This is a genomic window from Longimicrobiales bacterium (genome assembly GCA_029245345.1).
Taxonomy (GTDB): domain Bacteria; phylum Gemmatimonadota; class Gemmatimonadetes; order Longimicrobiales; family Gaopeijiaceae; genus CALFPJ01.
In genome coordinates, this window is record JAQWPM010000002.1 from 92,403 (window position 1) to 111,956 (window position 19,554).

General features: G+C 61.4%; 17 protein-coding genes. 13 read left to right on the plus strand and 4 right to left on the minus strand.

Annotated elements, in window-relative coordinates:
* Positions 1–12: 12 nt before the first annotated feature.
* The 9 genes from plsX (at position 13) to xerD (ending at position 7,432) form a co-directional block, all read left to right on the plus strand.
* The gene (plsX, locus tag P8L30_00465) at positions 13–999 is read left to right on the plus strand and encodes a phosphate acyltransferase PlsX (protein MDG2238677.1); all 987 of its coding nucleotides are present in this window, start codon (positions 13–15) and stop codon (positions 997–999) included.
* Positions 999–1,994 carry a ketoacyl-ACP synthase III gene (locus P8L30_00470; protein ID MDG2238678.1) on the plus strand — a complete coding sequence of 332 codons (996 nt, stop codon included), beginning with the start codon at positions 999–1,001 and terminating at the stop codon, positions 1,992–1,994. The genes plsX and P8L30_00470 overlap by 1 nt, the downstream gene beginning before the upstream one ends.
* 14 nt (positions 1,995–2,008) lie before the next feature.
* Positions 2,009–2,926, plus strand: coding sequence for an ACP S-malonyltransferase (gene fabD, locus P8L30_00475; protein MDG2238679.1), 918 nt, complete (start codon positions 2,009–2,011; stop codon positions 2,924–2,926).
* Positions 2,927–2,957: 31 nt separating this feature from the next.
* On the plus strand, positions 2,958–3,698 hold the full coding sequence (fabG, locus tag P8L30_00480; GenBank protein ID MDG2238680.1) for a 3-oxoacyl-[acyl-carrier-protein] reductase: 741 nt from the start codon (positions 2,958–2,960) through the stop codon (positions 3,696–3,698).
* 75 nt (positions 3,699–3,773) lie between these two features.
* Positions 3,774–4,016, plus strand: coding sequence for an acyl carrier protein (locus tag P8L30_00485; protein ID MDG2238681.1), 243 nt, complete (start codon positions 3,774–3,776; stop codon positions 4,014–4,016).
* 37 nt (positions 4,017–4,053) lie between these two features.
* A complete protein-coding gene (fabF, locus tag P8L30_00490) occupies positions 4,054–5,322 on the plus strand; it encodes a beta-ketoacyl-ACP synthase II (GenBank protein ID MDG2238682.1) in 1,269 nt (422 codons plus the stop codon).
* Positions 5,323–5,335: 13 nt separating this feature from the next.
* Entirely contained in the window at positions 5,336–5,860 is a 525-nt protein-coding gene (gene ispF, locus P8L30_00495) for a 2-C-methyl-D-erythritol 2,4-cyclodiphosphate synthase (GenBank protein ID MDG2238683.1), read from the plus strand.
* A gap of 41 nt (positions 5,861–5,901) precedes the next feature.
* Complete coding sequence (locus tag P8L30_00500; GenBank protein ID MDG2238684.1) at positions 5,902–6,516, plus strand: DedA family protein; 615 nt, start codon at positions 5,902–5,904, stop codon at positions 6,514–6,516.
* Entirely contained in the window at positions 6,509–7,432 is a 924-nt protein-coding gene (gene xerD / locus P8L30_00505; GenBank protein ID MDG2238685.1) for a site-specific tyrosine recombinase XerD, read from the plus strand. The genes P8L30_00500 and xerD overlap by 8 nt, the downstream gene beginning before the upstream one ends.
* A 25-nt stretch (positions 7,433–7,457) precedes the next feature.
* Here the strand turns inward: xerD and P8L30_00510 are convergent, their stop codons facing one another.
* Positions 7,458–9,059: a S41 family peptidase gene (locus P8L30_00510; GenBank protein MDG2238686.1), complete on the minus strand. Its 1,602-nt coding sequence runs from the start codon at positions 9,057–9,059 to the stop codon at positions 7,458–7,460.
* Positions 9,060–9,237: 178 nt separating this feature from the next.
* Between P8L30_00510 and P8L30_00515 the strand changes: the two genes are divergently transcribed.
* Positions 9,238–11,049 carry an NAD+ synthase gene (locus P8L30_00515; GenBank protein ID MDG2238687.1) on the plus strand — a complete coding sequence of 604 codons (1,812 nt, stop codon included), beginning with the start codon at positions 9,238–9,240 and terminating at the stop codon, positions 11,047–11,049.
* A gap of 35 nt (positions 11,050–11,084) precedes the next feature.
* On the opposite strand, the gene P8L30_00520 is transcribed toward P8L30_00515, so the two are convergent.
* Positions 11,085–13,121: an Ig-like domain-containing protein gene (locus P8L30_00520; protein ID MDG2238688.1), complete on the minus strand. Its 2,037-nt coding sequence runs from the start codon at positions 13,119–13,121 to the stop codon at positions 11,085–11,087.
* A 164-nt stretch (positions 13,122–13,285) separates the two neighbouring features.
* On the opposite strand from P8L30_00520, the gene P8L30_00525 reads away from it, so the two are divergent.
* Both P8L30_00525 and P8L30_00530 read left to right on the plus strand, forming a co-directional pair.
* Entirely contained in the window at positions 13,286–15,991 is a 2,706-nt protein-coding gene (locus tag P8L30_00525; GenBank protein ID MDG2238689.1) for a M14 family metallopeptidase, read from the plus strand.
* 14 nt (positions 15,992–16,005) lie between these two features.
* On the plus strand, positions 16,006–16,269 hold the full coding sequence (locus P8L30_00530; GenBank protein ID MDG2238690.1) for a hypothetical protein: 264 nt from the start codon (positions 16,006–16,008) through the stop codon (positions 16,267–16,269).
* A gap of 163 nt (positions 16,270–16,432) precedes the next feature.
* Here P8L30_00530 and P8L30_00535 read toward each other — a convergent pair whose 3' ends face one another.
* Both P8L30_00535 and P8L30_00540 read right to left on the minus strand, forming a co-directional pair.
* Complete coding sequence (locus P8L30_00535) at positions 16,433–17,188, minus strand: SDR family oxidoreductase (GenBank protein MDG2238691.1); 756 nt, start codon at positions 17,186–17,188, stop codon at positions 16,433–16,435.
* Positions 17,188–18,486 carry a M20/M25/M40 family metallo-hydrolase gene (locus P8L30_00540; GenBank protein ID MDG2238692.1) on the minus strand — a complete coding sequence of 433 codons (1,299 nt, stop codon included), beginning with the start codon at positions 18,484–18,486 and terminating at the stop codon, positions 17,188–17,190. The genes P8L30_00535 and P8L30_00540 overlap by 1 nt, the downstream gene beginning before the upstream one ends.
* A gap of 289 nt (positions 18,487–18,775) precedes the next feature.
* Between P8L30_00540 and P8L30_00545 the strand changes: the two genes are divergently transcribed.
* The gene (locus tag P8L30_00545; protein ID MDG2238693.1) at positions 18,776–19,549 is read left to right on the plus strand and encodes an ABC transporter permease; all 774 of its coding nucleotides are present in this window, start codon (positions 18,776–18,778) and stop codon (positions 19,547–19,549) included.
* The last annotated feature ends 5 nt before the right edge of the window (positions 19,550–19,554 follow it).

The window sequence follows — 19,554 nt, forward strand, 5'->3', positions numbered from 1 at the left end:
TGAGGTCCGCTAGTGCGCATCGTTCTTGACGCGATGGGTACGGATCATGCGCCCCGCACGGAAGTGGCGGGGGCGATCGAGGCGCTGAGCGAACTCGAGTCTGATGTAGAGATCGTTCTTGTGGGTGACCGAGACTCGATCGAAGCGGAGCTTTCCGCGTATGCCGAGATCCCTCCTGGGCTGACGATTCTTCACGCACCGGACCGCGTGACGGCTGCCGACCCGCCAGCATCAGTGATCCGGCGAAAGCCTGATTCCTCGATCGTCGTCGGCTTGCGGTTGCATAAGGCCGGTGACGCCGACGCCTTCGTCAGCGGTGGCTCTACCGGAGCTGTGATGGCGACGTCGCTGTTTACACTCCGGCCGTTGCCAGGGGTCGATCGGCCGGCCATCGGGACCGTGCTGCCCACTTCAGCCGAACCGTGCCTCCTTCTGGACGCTGGCGCCAACGTCGACAGCAAGCCTCACCACCTCGTTCAGTTCGCCCATCTTGGGAACATCTTCGCTCAGGACATGATGGGGCGCGAGACTCCCCGAATCGGGTTGCTGAACATCGGTGAAGAGCCAGGAAAGGGGAACGAACTGTCTGTCGAAACGCATCGTCTGCTGGCAGCCGAATCCGGACTGAATTTCGTTGGTAACGTGGAGGGCCGTGACATCATCAGAGCGTCGTGTGATGTGGTGGTATGCGACGGCTTCGTCGGGAACGCACTGTTGAAGTTCTATGAGTCGGTGGCCGCCTTCATCATCCAGATGTTGAAGAAAGGACTGGATGTCGCGGACACCGACGTCGATCTCGAAGACGTCTTCCGAGTCCTAGACTATTCTGAGACCGGTGGCGCCCCTCTGTTGGGTGTCGATGGGGTTTCGATTATTTGCCACGGTGCCTCGACGCCAAAGGCCATTAGGAACGCGCTGAAGGTTGCGTCGCGGGCTGTACGTTCGAACATGGTGGAGCACAGTGCGCGGGAACTCGCCGCGTTCATCCAGGAGTCGTAATGAAGAAGCCCAACCCGATCGTCGAAATCGCCGCAACGGGTAGATACTTGCCCGACAACGTGGTGACGAACGACGATCTCGCGCAGCGGATGGACACGTCCGACGAGTGGATCTTCTCTCGCACTGGAATTCGTGAGCGCCGGATCGCCCCTGACGATATGTGTGCGGCTGACATGGGGGCCGGGGCGGCACGTCAGGCCATGGAGCGGTCCGGTGTTGAGCCGGGTGAGGTAGACATCCTCATTCTCTCGACGGCCACTCCAGATCGGTGGCTTCCGTCGACTGCTTGCGATGTTCAGGCGCTTCTGGGTTGCTCCAATGCGGTTGCTTTCGATTTGATGGCCGCCTGCTCCGGGTTCATCTACGGACTCAGCATGGCAGAAGGCTTTCTCGCGGCCGGTCGAGGTGAAGTCGCGCTCGTGGTCTCTACCGAGAAGATGAGTGCGATCGTGGACTGGGAAGACCGGGCCACGTGCGTTCTCTTCGGAGACGGAGCGGGTGCCGCGGTGGTCCGCCCGTCAAACGGGTCGGGCCGAGGGATTCTTTCCAGTCACCTCCAGTCGGACGGGAACCTGGGCAACTTGTTGTACAGGCCCAGCGGGGGTGCAGTCCACCCGATGAGCCAGGAAGTTCTCGATGACAGGAGCTATCTGGTTCGTATGCAGGGCCGGGAGATCTTCAAGAATGCAGTCCGGTCGATGGCAGAAGCCTGTGATATCGCGCTTCAGTCCGCTGGACTCACCGCGGAGGATGTCGACATCCTCGTGCCGCATCAGGCGAACATCCGGATCATCGAAGCGACAGCGAAGTATGCCGGGATCCCATTGGAGAAGGTCTACGTGAATGTCGACAGGTATGGGAACATGAGCTCTGCGACTGTACCGGTCGCGCTGGACGAAGTCGTGGAGAAAGGCCTCATCGGGCCTGGTTCCAACGTTCTCATCGTAGCCTTCGGCGCCGGCCTCACCTGGGGTGCGACGGTGCTCCGCTGGTAACCCCCAAAACAGATATGTCACTTGCTCTGCTTTTCCCCGGCCAGGGGTCCCAGGTTATCGGTATGGCGCAGGCACTGGCTGCTTCCGAACCTGCGGCTGCGGCCGCCCTCTCCGCCGCTGACGACGTCTTGGGCTTTTCCTTATCGTCTCTGATGGCGAATGGCCCCGAAGACGACCTCAAGGCCACCAAGAACGCTCAGCCTGCCATTCTCGCACATTCGGTCGCGGTGCTGCGTGTCGTGCAGGAGCGGCTCGGTCCCGTTTCTTTTGCCGCAGGTCACTCATTGGGTGAATTCAGCGCGCATGTCGCGGCGGGCACACTAACGTTCGAGGATGCCCTGGCCGCTGTGCGGCTGAGGGGAGAACTCATGTTCGACGCCGGACAGGCTCGCCCGGGAACCATGGCTGCGATTCTTGGCCTCGCCGACGCGGACGTCGAGGATGTCTGTGCCTCGGTGGACAGTGGGATTTGTGTCCCTGCCAACTTCAATTCCCGTGGTCAGGTCGTCATTAGTGGTGACCGAGCCGGAGTAGAGCAGGGGATGGCGCGAGCTAAGGAGGCCGGAGCCAAGAGGACGGTAGAACTCAACGTCTCTGGCGCGTTTCACTCGCCCCTGATGGAGCCAGCGGCGGCAGGGCTTCGTCAGAATTTGGATTCCATCGACTTCCAGGACCCGGCGTACCCAGTAGTATCCAACGTTACCGCTGCTCCGGTCACAGAAGGCGCCCAGGCGCGTGAGCTTCTGGTGGAACAGCTGACGTCGCCCGTCCGTTGGAGTGGATCCATTCAAGCGATGGTTGACCACGGGGTCGATTCCTTCCTGGAACTTGGGCCCGGGGGTGTTCTGTGTGGACTCAATCGACGGAACGCGAAGGGCCTCCCATGTCGATCGTTGGGTGAGCCAACGGACCTCGAAAGTTGGTACACCTAAGCCTAGCGTCGCCTAAAAGAGAGATATGATCATGAGTCAGGAACTCGAAGGGAAAGTGGCGCTCGTCACCGGCGGATCTCGCGGTATTGGACTAGGCATCGCTCAGGCTCTTGCAGAAGCCGGCGCCAAGATCGCAGTAATCGGCCGGAACGGTGAGCGCGCTTCAGAAGCAGCCGCAGCCCTCTCGGGTGAGGGCCACATGGGATTCGCGTGCGACGTTGCGGACTCCGAGCAGGTTAAGGCGACCCTCTCGGCTGTAGAGGCCGAGGTTGGTCCCGTAGGTATCCTCGTGAACAATGCGGGGATCACGCGGGACAACATTCTTCTTCGAATGAAGGATGAGGAATTTGATGATGTGATCGCTGCGAACCTCAAGGGTGCATTTAATTTCACGCGTGCCGTAACTCGCGGAATGATGAAACGTCGTGAGGGCGTGATCCTCAACATCACATCCGTAGTTGGGATCATCGGGAACGCCGGTCAGACGAACTATGCGGCGTCAAAAGCCGGAATGGTCGGAATGACCAAGAGTGTGGCCAAGGAATTGGCATCGCGGGGCGTGCGCTGTAACGCCCTCGCGCCGGGCTTTATCAGCACTGATATGACCGGTGACTTGACGGAATCACAGGTCGAGGCGCTCCAAGGACAGATCCCTCTGGGAAGACTTGGGGAAATCGACGATGTTGCGGGCGTTGCGAGGTTTCTCGTGGGGCCTGCAGCGCGCTACATTACCGGCCAGGTATTGGCGGTCGACGGCGGAATGGTCATGTAGTTCTCGTTTCGCCCGCACCGCCATTTTCACGATGACAAACACAAGCAGGCATTTCCAGAACCCCTAGGAGGAGCAATGAGCGAGTCCATCGAGGCCCGTGTACGAGAAATTATCATCAACGAGTTGGGCGTTGAGCCTGAGAAAGTCACGGACGATGCGTCCTTCGTGGAAGATCTCGGAGCCGATTCTCTCGATACCGTTGAGTTGGTAATGGCGTTTGAAGAGGAATTTGGCCTCGACATCCCGGATGAGGATGCCGAGCAGATGCGTAGCGTTGGCGACGCGATCAAGTACCTGAAGGAGAACGGAGAGGGCTGAGTCCTCGGACCATCTTCAGATCGGGAAGGGCGTGACCATGGGGAACGGAACAGGTGAGGTGCCGCGGCGGGTCGTTGTGACGGGTATGGGATTGGTTTCTCCCGTCGGGAAGGACCTGGAGTCCAGCTGGCAGAACATGTTGGACGGCAAGAGCGGTGGCGGGCCTGTTACCCAATGTGAGGTGACAGATGAGTGGGCCTGTCGTGTTGCCTGCGAGGTAAAGGGCTTCGACCCCCTCGACCACATGGACCGCCGGGATGCCAAACGGCAGGACAGGGTCTCACAGTTTGGGATCGCAGCGTCTGGTGAAGCCTTGAAGTCCGCGGGCCTCGACGGGTTACCTGATGGCATGGATCCAAAACGTTTCGGTGTGATTTTCGGCACTGGAATCGGCGGAATCAAAACGTTCGAGGAACAGCACAAGAAGATGCTGGCGGGGGGGCCGAAACGGGTCAGCCCTTTCTTCATCCCGATGTTTATCCCCGACATCACCGCGGGCTTCATCAGCATACGGTGGAATCTGCAGGGTCCGAACTACGCCACCGTTTCCGCGTGTGCTTCTTCTGCACATGCGATCGGTGATGCGATGCGTCACATCAGGCACGGTGACGCGGACATGATGATCGCTGGAGGCTCCGAGGCGACCATCACGCCCATGACGTTCGCTGGGTTTTCGTCGCTCAAGGCGATGTCCACCAGAAACGACGACCCAGAGGGTGCTAGTCGGCCGTTCTCAGCGGATCGAGACGGCTTCGTAATGGGCGAAGGATCGGGCGCCGTCGTACTGGAGTCGCTCGAGCATGCCCAAGCGCGAGGTGCCGAGATCTTGGCAGAGATTGTCGGATATGGCCTATCGGCGGACGCCCATCACATCACCGCGCCGCCGCCGGATGGTTACGGTGCGCAGAACGCGATGCGCATGGCCATGGAGTATGCTGGTGCAAGGCCCGAGGACGTCGATTATGTGAACGCCCACGGGACGTCCACGATGGCCGACGCGGTCGAGACGTCAGCGATCAAATCGGTATTCGGAGATCACGCCTACAACCTTGTTGTAGGCTCGACGAAGTCGATGACCGGGCATTTGCTCGGAGCTGCCGGAGCCTTGGAAGGCATTGTGTCCATGCAGGCGTGCCGGACCGGCAAGATCCCGCCAACGATCAATTTTTCGGGACTGGATCCGGAGTGTGATCTCGAGTATGCGCACGGTGGCATGATGGAACGGGACGTGAAGCTCGCGCTCAGCAATTCGTTCGGCTTTGGTGGACACAACGCTTGCTTGGCGATCCAGCGGTGGGACGGCTGACCGGTCGACTGCCATGAGAATCGGCACGGGCTATGACTCCCACCGTTTCCTCGAGGGCCGTGAGTTGGTTCTGGGAGGAGTGCATATCCCCGACCATGCTGGGCTGTCAGGGCATTCGGACGGTGACGCGGTGTGCCACGCGATAATCGACGCCATTCTAGGGGCGGCAGCCGCAGGGAACGTGGGCAGTCACTTCCCACCAAGCGACGACGAATGGAAGGACGCCGATTCCATGGACCTGCTCGCCCGGGCCATGCGAGTACTTGATGCGCGCGACTATCGGGTGGGGAATATCGACGTCACGGTAATCTGCGAGACCCCGAAGATCGGACCGCATATAGATGCGATGCGGATGAGCCTTGCCAAGGTTTTGCATGTGCCCTCGACGGCGATTTCGATCAAGGGTAAAACGAACGAGAAAATGGGGTGGATCGGCGCGGGTGAAGGCCTTGCCGTACATGCAGTCGCGCTGATCAAGCCACAGTCGGGAGCGGCCGGTGGAGAAGCCGGCAGTGGTGGAGGGGCTTGGCCCCTATAGCAGGGCAACGGTAGCCCCTCTCACCCACATTGAGGGGGTGAATGTTGGCTGACTTCTTTGTTTGGGTAGATCGTGTCCCGAACGGCCTCGTCTATCTCGTGCTGGGCTTGGGGGCGGCTGTCGAGAACGTGCTTCCCGCTGTCCCGGCTGACACCTTTGTTGCCTTTGGTGGATTTCTTTCGGCTGTAGGAGACCTGGATCGCCGATGGCTATTCTTGTCGACATGGGTCCTGAACGTCGCTTCGGCGGTTGCGATGTACCGTGTCGGGTATCTGCACGGGCCGGCCTTCTTTCAGAACGGATGGGGCCGCCACGTGCTTCGGCCGCACCAGATGGATCGAATGCGGACGTTCTATGACCGATTCGGCACGCTGGCGATCTTCCTGACTCGATTTCTGCCGGGCCTCCGATCCATCGTTCCGGTGTTCGCCGGCGTCACACATCAGCCGCTTATTTTTGTCGTGATCCCCATCGCCCTGGCGTCGGCGATTTGGTACGGGGCTCTCATTTGGCTCGGGGCGCTAGCCGGCCAGAACCTAGACCGCCTGCGGATGCTCCTGGCGAATGTGAACGGAGTACTTCTAGCCGCCGCGGTCGTCGCCGTTGCCGTGGTCGGGGTGTCGTGGTGGCGCACCAGACACGCCGTCGATGAGTGAGTCATCTGGGGCGCGCGAGGCTCTTCCTAGAGCCTTCCGCTTCGAGCAGTTCCAGGACTACCTGTCATTTGAGCGTGGCCTGTCGGCTCGCACCGTGTCGGCGTATGACCGGGACCTCACTCGTTGGGCTGAATTCATGGTGAGTCGTGCGATCCGGACCCCCGAAGCCGTCACTCCTGCGGATCTCAGAGAGTGGGTGTTCGATCGGCGCGAGGCGGGCCTCGCGCCGACCTCGATACGGAGGGCCCAGAGTGCGATCCGCACGTACTTCAGATTCCTCATCGCGGAAGGGGATCTCCAGGTGGATCCCACGGAGAGACTGGAGAGCCCCAAGGTAGGGAGGAAACTTCCCGACTTCCTGACGCGTGAGGAGGTGGAGCAGCTCTTAGACGCTCCTGACCCGACTAAGGCACTGTTTTGGCGTGACCGTGCCATTCTCGAGGTGCTGTATGCATCCGGCGTCCGCGTCACGGAGTTGGTCGAACTCCCGCTGTCCAGCCTCGACCGAGACGACGCCTTCGTGACCGTCTTCGGCAAGGGCTCCAAGGAGCGGCTCGTACCCCTCGGGGGGCCGGCTCAGCGAGCCCTCGAACGCTATCTCCGTGAGGTGCGCCCTTCGTTGGAGCAGGGGAACGGCGCAGGAAGAGTCTTCCTGAACGTGCGTGGACGTCCTCTTAGTCGCGAGTCCGTGTGGAAGCTGGTACGGGATAGCGCGGTCCGGGCAGGTATTACGAAGAAGGTCTCGCCGCACACCCTTCGCCACACATTCGCGACCCACTTGGTGGAAGGCGGTGCCGACCTAGTCGCGGTGCAAGAACTGTTGGGACACGTCGATATCTCGACGACCCAGATCTACACACATGTCGACCGTGAGTACCTGCGCGACGTACACCGGCGATTTCATCCCCGGAGTTAGCGAACGCGGGGCTCCGGCTGGCGGACTACCGGCCGGTCGGACCTTCCTGACCACGGCGGCGGGCTGACTCACCGTCCACGGCCTCGATCAGCCCCGCCTGGGACATGGTTGTCAGGATCAGACGTACGGCCTCGGTGAGCACGGGGTCCCGTTCCATACGGAAGTCTGCCTCGGCACCGATGTCCTCCATGCGTTGGGCCACATTGATGCGGCCGCGCCAGTTCAGATATTCCAGAATGGTCTCGTCGCCGAGGAGCTCTTCAGAAAGGCTAGCATCCCGAAGTAGCGTCACCAGTTCGTCGAACTCGGCGGCGTCCAAGCCTGGTTCTTGGTTGGTGTCACGCCGTGCGGCCGCTGCGTCGAAGCCGAGCTCAGCTAGGCGGAGACCAAGCGGAATCTGCTTTTCGTTGACTTCGGTAATCAGCTCACGCTCGATGATTTTGAGGGTATCGTCCTCGATCTCGAGATCCGGGAAGATTCCTCCACCGTTCACAAGGGTCCGACCCGCTGCTGTTGTGACGCGAGGGAAGGTGTCTAAGTCTTCCTCCATCGGGCGGCCCAGCGCATCCCGCGAGCGTTGGAGTGACCGACCGAGTGGGGTATGCCACGATCCAGTCGTGAAGCGGAGGCGGCGGTTCCCGGGAAGAGGCATCACGGTCTGAACTACGCCCTTCCCGAAGGAGCGTTCGCCAAGCACGATGGCTCGATCGTAGTCCTGTAGAGCGCCGGCCAAAATCTCTGCCCCAGAGGCGGTGAACCTGTCGACAAGGATCACCATGGGAAGGTCAGGCACGAGCTGCGGCCAGCGATCGTCGAAGGAATCGGTCGACATCTCACCCGGGGCGGACCCAGGAATGCGCTGCACCGTACTCGCCAGCGTGGAGCCAGGTTTTAGGAACAGGTCTGCCAACATTAGAGACTCATCGAGGAAGCCGCCCGGATTCCTACGGAGGTCGATGATGAGTCCGCTCGTACTTCCCAGCTCCTCCAGCGCTGCGTTCATTTCGCGGGCAGCGTTCCGGGCCACTCGATCGAGCACGACGTAGCCGATTCCCGACTCTAGGACTCCGTAGTGCACCGCTGGCACGTGGACTTCGGCTCGGGTGATGTCTAGGGCGATCGGGTCGGGATAGCCCGCTCGCTTGACCTTAACGAGGACGTTCGACCCGACCGGACCTCGAATGGAATCGGCCGCCATGCCGGTGGTCCATCCCGATGCGTCGTGCTCGTTCACACCGACCAGGACATCACCGACTAGAATGCCGACCTGCATCGCGGGTGTACTCCGGAACACAGCGGTGACTGTGACCTCATCGTTGAGGGGCGTAATCTGAAGCCCAATGCCCGAGTAGTTTCCGGTGGTTTCTTCTTCCCAAATTTCAGCTTCGACAGGCGTGAAGAGTTCTGCATACGGATCATTGAGCGCCGCGATCATCCCGTCGATCGCCGCTTCCCAGAGTGTCGAGTCGCTGAAGCCATCCATGTGCATGGTTGAGATGGCCTCAACCGCATCGGCAAGGGCATCGACCACGGGTACTCGTGGTGCCTCGGCCGCTTGGGTCTGCGCGTGCAGGCCTGGAGCGGCGAGGGCGAAAAGAAGGCTCAATGATGCGATGCGATGTGTCATGCGGGCGCCCCGGGCGTCAGCGAATGGTAGGTTCTGTATAACCCCCGCGTAGGAACCGGCGTTCCGATCCTTAACGCGGGTGTGATGCCGCACTGCAACTTGCGGACCGTAGGGATACCTTTGTTGCGTCTTGGCCGAAAGGCCCAGTGGCTCCAGAAACCGGACAGAACGACTGCTCATGAGTTCAATCGAGGCCCGGCCACCCCTTCGCGTGGCGCTCGTTCAATTCAAGCCGACAAAGGGTGACGTCCCCGGCAACATCCGTGCGGTGCGTGACCTCGTGGCGTCGCAGGTAGATCACGCGGACCTGGTGGTGTTTCCAGAAGCCGCTCTCAGCGGGTACTTCCTGGAGGGCGGCGTAGCTGAGGCGGCCCTCTCTGTAGAGACGCTGGTCGAGATGCTCGGCGTGCCGCCTGCGGATGCGCCGGATCTGGCAGTCGGCTTCTACGAGCGGTGGCGCCGGCGCTTATACAACAGTGCGGCCTATCTCGAACCTTCTCCGGAAGGCTGGGTTGTTCGGCACGTCCACCGAAAGATGTTCCCTCCGACATATGGGATTTTTGACGAGTCCCGTTTCGTGGAGCCAGGTACCGACGTGCGCGCCTTCGACACACGCTTCGGCCGTATGGGGGTGCTGATCTGTGAGGAGATGTGGCACTCGATGCCCCATACGATCCTCGCGATGGACGGGGCGGAGGTTCTCATTGTGGTGAGTGCTTCGCCCGCTCGTGACTTTCGCCCGGGGGCGGGAGGAAGGCCGGCGAATCTGGAGCGTTGGGAACAGCTAGCACCGGGTGCGGCGACCGAACACGGGATCTTCGTTGTCGTTGCCCAGTTAGTCGGGTCAGAGGGGGGGAAGCTGTTTCCTGGTGGATCGATCGCAGTGGGGCCTGACGGGCGCATTCTGGAGCGAGGTCCGTTGTTGGAGGAAGGGGTGACCATCGCCTCTTTGGAGGCGTCTGCGATTGATCGGGCCCGCGTCTCCGCGCCATTGCTCGCAGACCTCGAACAGATGCTCCCACATCTTCAGAGATCCCTTGAAGCGACCAGGTCCGGCTCGAAGTCGGATGACACGATTGAGGACGCCGATCCGGAGCCCAGCGAAGCCATGTCCGCTCCTGTGCTCGCGGGCCGCGGCGCCGTGATGACCGACGACCCGTCGTTATCCGATCGTGCGGCGCTCGAGCTCGATCTCGAACTCGTCGAACGAACTCTGATCGAGTTTGTTAGGGACGAAGTGCAGAGGCGTAGGTCCTTCGAGAAGGTTGTGGTCGGAGTCAGCGGAGGTGTCGACTCCGCCGTCTCACTCGCGTTGGCCTGTAGGGCGCTCGGACCCGAAAACGTATATGGCTTCCGGCTCCCTTATCGCGAGTCGAGTTCAGAGAGCCTCGAACACGCGAAGTTGGCTCTCGATGCGACTGGGGCACATTCGCAGACGATCGAGATCACTGACCCCATCGACCGGTACGTCGACGAATACGAGCCGGGCATCTCGCCTCTGAGGAAGGGCAACCTCATGGCGAGGACTCGAGCCGTGATCCTCTTCGATCAGTCAGCGAAACTGCGGGCCCTTCCGTTGGGGACCGGAAATAAGAGTGAGCGCCTCTTGGGCTACTTCACATGGCACGCGGATGACTCACCCCCGATCAATCCCATCGGGGACCTCTTCAAGACTCAGGTCTGGGCGCTCGCGAGGCATTTGGGTGTACCCGACGTCATTATCGAAAAGCCTGCCACCGCAGACCTCGTGAAGGGTGTCACCGATGAAGACGAGCTCGGCGTGTCGTACCACGATGCGGACCCGATCCTGCATGCGCTGGTGCGGGGGTACTCCGTGAAGGACCTCGAGAGGCTTGGCTTCCCGCCAGAGGCGATCGAGGTCGTCTGGCGGCGGTTGCAGAGCACCCACTGGAAACGAGAGTTGCCCACGGTCGCAGTTCTGTCGTCTTCGGCTATTGGGGAGTTTTACTTGCGGCCGGTGGACTACTAGGCGTTGGCCCTTCCGGTCGCCTCCGCCAAACCCAATCAGCTAATCGGCCGCGACTTCGGCTGGACCTTCACGGCCCACAGCCCAGAGTTCATGTCCGAGAAGAACACATGCCCCTTGTAGGGCTGTGGCCCCCAGACGGACGTTTGGTTGGCATAGTAGCCACCTGGGTCCTGAGGCTTGTAGACGGCTACCTCACGCCCTTGGGCCCCTAGGTCGCCCATGAGCTCGCCTGAGACGTCCACGACGCGTAGGCCGCCCTTGTAGTACGCCTGGTAGAGCATGTCGTCTTCCACCCAGGTGTTGTGGGTCCCGGCTTCTGCGACCTCGTAGCGGGCGACGTCCCGTGGGTTTTCGGGGTCAGTGAAGTCGATAATGTGGAGATACCCATCCATGCGACCCTGGACTCCGCCGGTCCCCGTCTTCGGATCGTACGGCTGGTCGTCAGTGCCGCCACCGCCCCAGGCACGATCTCGTCCGCCGGAGATCTCATCGCCGAGGAAGAGGTAGAACTTCCCGGTGGTCTCCTGGAAGTAGGGGAAGGCCGCGTGGGTCGCCCCGACGGGGTACGGCACGCTTGTTACCAACACGGGGTTCTCGATCGAGCCACCCCATCGGCCATTCCCGACGTCGACCACGATGACGCCGTTTTGCCACTCGGAGGAATAGGCGATCCCATCGTGCACCCACACGTCGTGGATCCGACTGTTGGGATGGTTGTACTCACTCACGAACTTCGGGTCGTACGGGTCACGCACATCGATGATCACGTACTTGTCGCCATTGGCGAGCGCGAACAGGTAGTCGTCCGTCGCGAACATGTTGTGAACGCCGCCGGTCACTCCGTTGGTATCGAAGGTAGACGCGATGGTGGGGTGCGCCGGGTCCGCCATGTCCAGAATGACGACGCCGTTGCGGCGGTCGGATGCCCCCTCACGCGAGAGCGCCGCGTAGCGGCCGTTCGGCGCGACCTTGACGTCGTTCACGGTTCGTGCATCGATCTGAATTGAATCCGTCTTCACGATGCTGGTCGGGCTCGTGACGTCCCAGAAGTACGCCCACCCATCCGCTGACCAGGTCCCCGTGACGGCATAGTCTCGGCCGTTCACGCCCTCGAAGACCCAGAGGTCGGAGGTGTGCTGGTCCTGAACCGCGCCTTGCCCTTGGAGCTCCACTTCCTGGACGGCGTCTCGGCCGTGAATGAGCACCGTTCTCCGCGCAGTGAGTGGGCCGGACATTGCGAGCAGGGTGTACCGCCCAGGGACTTCGGCGACGAATGCGCCGTCTTCGATGATGGCGGCTGAGCCCGGCGCCTTGATCGAGTCGTCGGGGACGAACGTGTACGCCCAGGTGGTTGGAAGTCCATCCACCGCACCCGAAGGGCCTTCGCCCGCGGCTTCGAAGTGCAGCACGTCTCCAGTCCGGGCGGCATCGGCTCCTCCGTGGATCGCTAACTCCGTCGCGGGGAAGGCCGTGACGTCATAGGCGGCCGTGGCGTGCACGACTCCATCGACGGAAGCGGAGACCGTGATGGCGCCGGTTCCATGTGCGGTAACGCTACCCCAAGGGTCGACGGTGGCCACAGAGCTGTTCGAACTGGACCACTCCACGAGCAGGTCAGGGCGGGGTGTGCCATCCGGGTGAAACGCAGTGGGTGCGTGCGTCAGCGTCGTACCCTCGAAGAGGCGCTCCCCAGAAGGGTGCAGATCCAGGCGATTGATTGCCGGCCAATTGATGGTGACGGGAATGGTTAGCGGTGCGGGGCCGTCGCTGGCACCGGCAGGCATAACCGCCGTCGCGATGATCTCGAACTCTCCGGCGCGGAAGGCCTGCAGCATTCCGTTGCGGTACCGCAACACAGTCCGAGGCGCGGCAAAACGGACGGCCATCTTGACTGTTTCCCCAGCGGCGTCGACAACCCGCACAGAGATCGGCAACTCGGCTCCGACCTGCAGGGTCGCGTTCGCGGGCTCTGCAACCAACCGAAGCGGGCTGTTCTGAGCGGCGGCGGGCGTCGGCATCAACAGGTAGGCACTCAACACGAGGGCCCCGGAGAGGTGTCTTGTGTACAGCATCAGTTGGGTACCCTGTGCAATTGGCGTTGGAGTCGTCGCGACGTGCCCACGAGAGACCCTGCGGCCTCCTAGTGTATCCCCCTTGGGTTGTTGACGCCCCACGGGACGGACAAGAGAATCAGTCATCTGAGATGGATGATCAACCATAAGTGAGTGATCAGCGTATGCGTATTCGCGTTTTGCCCTCCCTAGGTCTTCTGCTGGCGGGGGCGGTCTTCACCGCGCCACTAGCGGCACAGGACCGCGTCACCACGCCCGACGAACAGTTCGGACATGAGATCGGCGCCGACTACGAGCTCATTAATTACCAAGAGCTTCACGACTACTGGATCAAGCTGGCTAACGAGTCGGACCGGATGATTTTGGACACCATCGGATTGACCGAAGAAGGCCGTCCGCATATCCAGGCGATCATCACGTCGCCGGAGAATCACGCGAACATCGACCGCTATCGTGAGATCGCCCGCATGATGGCTAAGGCCGAGGGTGTGAGCGAAGCGCAGGCTCGTCAGCTCGCGATGGAAGGCAAGGCGGTCGTTTGGATTGACGGTGGGCTGCACGCTACCGAGGTCTTGGGTGCCCAGCAGCTGACCGAGCTCGTATACCGGCTCAACGACAACACCGATGCCGAGACGACGCGGATCCTCGACGACGTGATCATTCTCGCGACTCATGCGAACCCCGACGGTCACGCGCTCGTCGCCAACTGGTACATGCGCACTGAAGACCCGCTTCTACGGACGACGAGCGGTGTCCCGGTGCTGTACAACAAGTACGCTGGTCACGATAACAACCGCGATTTTTACATGGCTGCGCTGGCCGAGTCGCAGAACATGAACACATCGATGTACCGGACGTGGTATCCGCACATCGTGTACAACCATCACCAGACCGGCCCGCAGGGCACGGTGATGTTTGCGCCGCCGTTCCGTGACCCGCCCAACCATTATCTCGACCCGCTCATCATCACGGGGTTGGATCGTGTAGGCTCGGCGATGCACCAACGGTTCGTCCGCGAAGGGAAGGGCGGCACGACCATGCGGTCCGGCGCCTCATATTCCACGTGGTGGAATGGTGGCCTGCGCACGACGCCGTATTTCAAAAACATGATCGGGCTGCTCACGGAGACCATCGGTCATCCGACTCCAATGGAGATTCCGTTCATTCCGAGTCGCCAAATGCCCATGGGGGACATTCCGCTTCCCATCGAACCGGGGCCGTGGCACTTCCGTCAGTCGATCGAATACTCGCAGACGGCGAACTGGGCTGTGATGGATTTCGCATCGCGCAACTCGGACCATCTCCTCATGAACATCTGGCAGATGGGTACGAACTCGATCCAGCGCGGGGACACGGATTCCTGGACGACGCTGCCGTTCGAGATCGATGCGGCCGCCGAGAGCATGGACCGCGGGACTAGAGCGGATTGGGAGCGCATTCTTCGTGATCCCACCGACCGTGATCCTCGCGGCTTCGTGATTCCGGCGGATCAGCGCGACTTCCTTACCGCCATGAAGTTCGTCAACACGCTCCTCTACAACGGGGTCGACGTACACCGGGCGACGGCGGACTTCATGGTCGGTGGAGAGAGCTATCCGGCGGGCTCCTACGTTGTGAAGGGCAACCAGGCCTTCCGACCACACGTCCTCGACATGTTCGAGAAGCAGCAGCACCCGAACGACTTTGCGTTCCCGGGTGCGCCTCCGACGGCTCCGTACGACAACACAGGCTGGACGCTCGCGTGGCAGATGGGCATCGACTTCGATCGTGTCGTGGAAGGATTCGACGGACCGTTCGAGCTCGTCGACGACATTATCTCAGCGCCGCCGACTGGCATGATCGCTGGGGCTGCCGATGCCAGCGGTTACTTGGTCGATCACATCAATGATGCGTTCATTGCAGTGAACCGAGTGTTGGCGTCGGGTGGAACGGCGTATTGGTTCACGGACCCGGTAGGCTCATACGACGAGGGAGCCTTCTATCTCGAGGCTGATCGCTCGGTCATTGAGGGGTTAGCGACAGAGAAGGGGCTCCGCTTTGAGGGTGTTCCTTCACGTCCTGCAGGAAACGCGATGGAACTCGAACCCGTGAAGATCGGCTTGTGGGATCGATACGGTGGCTCGATGCCGTCCGGTTGGACACGGATGATCCTCGAGGACTTCGAGTTCGACTTCGAGGTCCTGTACGCTCCCGACTTGGATCACGCAGACCTCTCGGAATACGACGTGCTCTTGTTCGAGGACGGCGCGATTCCGGCCGCGGGTGGCAGCGGTGGTGGCCGAGGCGGCCGAGGCGGCATTGCGCCGACGGATATCCCGGCGGAATTCGCCCGGCGGCAGGGTAGCGTGACGGTTGGGACGACCGTCCCACGTATTCTCGACTATGTGCGTGAAGGCGGCGCGGCGATCGCGATCGGCTCTTCGGCTAGTCTCGCACAACACGCGGGCCTGCCGGTAACAAACCACTTGGTGGAGAATGGCCAGCCACTGACACGGGAGCAGTACTTCACGCCGGGGTCGATTCTGGACATGAAGGTCGACCACACTAGCCCCCTCACACACGGGTTCGGCGACAGGGTCAACGTGCTCTTCAGTCACAGCCCAACCTTCTCACTCACGGCGGGTGCCGAGGCACAGGGCGTTCGTCGGATCGGCTGGTACGACACCGCGAGTCCGCTCAAGAGCGGCTGGTCGTGGGGTGAGCAGTATCTGGAGAACGGGGTCGGCGCGATCGAGGCCGACTACGGCCAGGGCAAGATGTTCATCTTCGGGCCGAAGATCACGTTCCGCGCTCAGCCGCATGGGACGTTTGGGTTCCTGTTCAATGGGATCTACTACGGGGCTGCGAAGGATAAGATCATCTCGGACTGAGTTCAGCGTTTTTCTTGAGCTTCTTGAGGGCGCCCGGCGAGAGCCGGGCGCCCTTCTGTTTTCCGCTCAGTGGCATGTTCTTCACGCTCGGAGAATGGGGCGTGCTCGATGTTGCGGAGGTGCAAGCGATCCCCGCCACGCTGTGTGGAGCAGCACTTTACAACGTGAGCAACGCGTTGGGCGCTGCGGCGCTCGCGCATGCGTTGGGCTTCCCGGACGATGTGATCCGTGCGGGGCTCACAGTCCTTGGTGCCTCTCCTGAGAGCAGCCCCGGCTGAGGCAATCTCTTCGCTCTCGACGGTGTGCACGTCTTGGTGGACTTCGTCCACAACCCGCACGGGTTTGAGGCTGTGGCCGGGATGGTCGAGCGTTTCGCGCCCAAGCGACTGGCCCTGATGGAGGACTCTGGGGCTTCGAGAACTACTGCGGCTTCACTCGATGCTACGTCGCCTGGTCCACCGGTCTGACGAGCACTTCCGACACACTGACGTGATCCGGCGCGGTTACCGCATAGAGCACCGCATGTGCGATGTCCTCCGGCTGAAGCGGTCGCTTGCCCTCCCAGCCCTTCGCCCAACCCTCGCGCATCGCCTCATTGGCCACGGTGTCGAGCAGCTCGGTACTCACGAAGCCCGGCTGGATGTCCGTCACACGTATGCCGTGCTTCGCGCCCAATTCGAGGTGTAGGCCCCAGGAAAGAGCTCGCACAGCAAACTTCGTAGCAGCGTAGACGGATCCCCCGGGGAAGGGTCGACGGCCCGCCACTGAGCCGATGTTCACGATGTGCCCACCACTCTGTTCGATCATTGTTGGCAGCACAGCAGCGATGCCGTGCAGGACCCCGTTGATGTTCACATCGACCATGTGTTTCCAGTCATCGATGCGACCTTCTGCCATCGGCGAGACCGGCATGATCCCGGCGTTGTTCACGACAATGTCGATGCGGCCGAACTCATCCGTCGTGGCCTTGACGAGAGCTTCGACGTCTTCTTGGCGGGCGACGTCGGTCTGGACAACCAGGGCTTTGCCGCCACTCTCTGCGATCGCAACAGCCGTGGCCTCCATGCGGGCGAGCCTCCGTGCGGCGAGCACGACGCACGCACCTTTGCCGGCGAGAGCGATCGCGATTGCCTCTCCGATCCCCGCGGACGCGCCAGTGACGATGGCGACCTTGCCATTGAGTGGGCCGTCTGACATCAGCTAACGATCATCGCGCCGGCTTGCGCGAGCGTAATGAGTAGGGCCCGTTTGATCCCCAGGGGGCCATCCAGGTTGATGAACCATTCGCCCGGCGAGTGAGCTCCACTCGCCATGCCCCCCCCGCCGATCGTGATCGATGGGATGCCTTTCGAGATCGGAATGTTCGAGTCTGTGGAACTGCGTCCAAGCGTCGGCTCGACACCCAAGAATTCCGTCGCCGCGACCGCTCGTAGGACAAAAGGGTCGTCTGCTGCGATCTCACCCGAGGGACGATTCCCGATCAGCTCCAGTTCGAGAGTCAGCTCGTCGCCTTCCCGGCGCTGCGCGTTGGCCTCATCCACCGCACGCTCCATAGCGCGCTGAAAGATCTCGTCGATGCGGTCCAGGCTCTCCGGACTCTCGGAGCGCATGTCGACTTCCATCCAGGCTTCGAAGGGAATCGAGTTCACCGAGGTGCCGCCCCCTAGCCGGCCAACGTTGTAGCTCGTCCGGGCTCCCGAGCGCGTGATTGCGTCCGCCGAGAGGTCGAAGTAGTCGATCGCCCGACCGAGCGCGTGGGCAGGATTGGCCAGTCCAAAAGCACCCCAAGAGTGTCCCCCGGGACCTCTGACCGTGACTCGGTAGCGGTACGAGCCCAGACCCTGGTGTGTAATGCTGGTGTGTCCCGTCCCGTCGATCGAAATGAAAGCGTCGATCTTTGGGCCATCGTCACGGAAGAGGTATTTCACGCCACGGAGATCGCCGACGCCCTCCTCACCGACGGTCGCCACGAACAACAGATCTGCCTGCGTTTGGATGTCGGACTCGTTTAGGGCACGGAGCACAGCGAGCATCGCTGCGAGGCCCCTCGTATCGTCTCCGATTCCTGGCGCAAACAAGGTGTCTCCCCGCTGCCGAACGGTCACGTCCGTACCTTCGGGGAAGACGGTATCGAGGTGGCCTGTGATGGCCACGACGTAGTCAGAGTCTGCGCCACGTCGCAGGCCGAGCACGTTGCCCTCAGCATCCACCCACGTCGAATCGACTCCGAGGTCCTGCAACTTCCGTAAGAAGCGTTGTCCGCGAGCTTCTTCGCCGAATGGCGGCGCAGGGATCTCAGTGAGTTCCAGCAGGTCGGCCATCGTTCTGGCGTCCCGCTCGTCGATGTTCTCGAGGGCGGCTGCGACCTTCGGGTTTTGAGCGAGCGTTGCGATTTCTGCTGCGTACGTATCGGCCTGGGCCTCAACGACCGAGGGAATCAGCGTTGCCGCGGCTAGAACCGAGAATACGCTTCTCACGAGGACTGACTTGGTCACGCTATTGCTCCGTTTACTATCGGTCGATCGATCCATTGTTTGCCGTTCTAGGGTGCAATCAAGATAAGCAGAATCGGCGCATGGGCCTCGTTCCACACCGGGAAGTTGCACAACCTGCAGAAATCGGGCCAGGAAAGGAAATGGAAACGGTTGATCTTGGTACTGCTTCTGCCGAACATTCGGCTCACATTTGCCGCACCCCAGTCTCTTTTCGAGGACGGGGCCACACTGGAGCCACCTCCTGACGGTGAACCGCCCAGCTTCTGGAGCTCTCCCGCTCCCAGGATTCATGATTGACTGGCTTGCAGGCGTGGGTCGGGTGTCCAGAGTGACATTCGAACATGCCGGTGGGCTGGGGCTACTTTCGTGGCAGATCATCCGGGCCACGGTGCGTCTCAAGGTCTCCATGCGGTCGATCTTGAATCAGATGTACATCATGGGGGTCCAGAGTCTGCCTATCGTGCTCGTTACGGGGTCCCTCGCGGGCATCGTGACCAGCCAGCAGGGCGGCTACCAGATGACGAGCGCCATGCCCGCGTACGTGTTGGGCAGCCTTGTGGTAGAGACGGTTGTTCTGGAAATGGGCCCGGTGCTCACGGCCATTGTCCTCGTCGGCCGGATCGGGGCTCGTATCACCGCGGAACTGGGCACTATGGTCGTGTCCGAACAGATCGACGCCTTCAAGTCGTTGGGTCGTGATCCTGTCGCGATCCTTGCTGCTCCCAGGGTGATTGCGGGAATTCTCGTGCTGCCGCTGCTCGTTGGGATCGCTGATATGATTGGCATTTTAGCCGGTGTCGGCGCCGCGTACTTGGACGTGGGTCTGGGAGTCGAGTCGTTCTTCTACGGAGCGAGGCTCTTCTGGCATAGCTGGGATCTTCTGTACTCGCTCACGAAGGCTCTTGTCTTCGGTCTGGCGATCCCGCTGATCTCCGTCCACATGGGACTGAAGACCAAGGGTGGAGCCGAGGGCGTTGGGATCACGACGACCCAGGCCGTCATGTTCATGACGCTGACCATCTTGATTCTCGACGCGCTGTTCCCGCCGCTCATGCTGAACTGATGGGG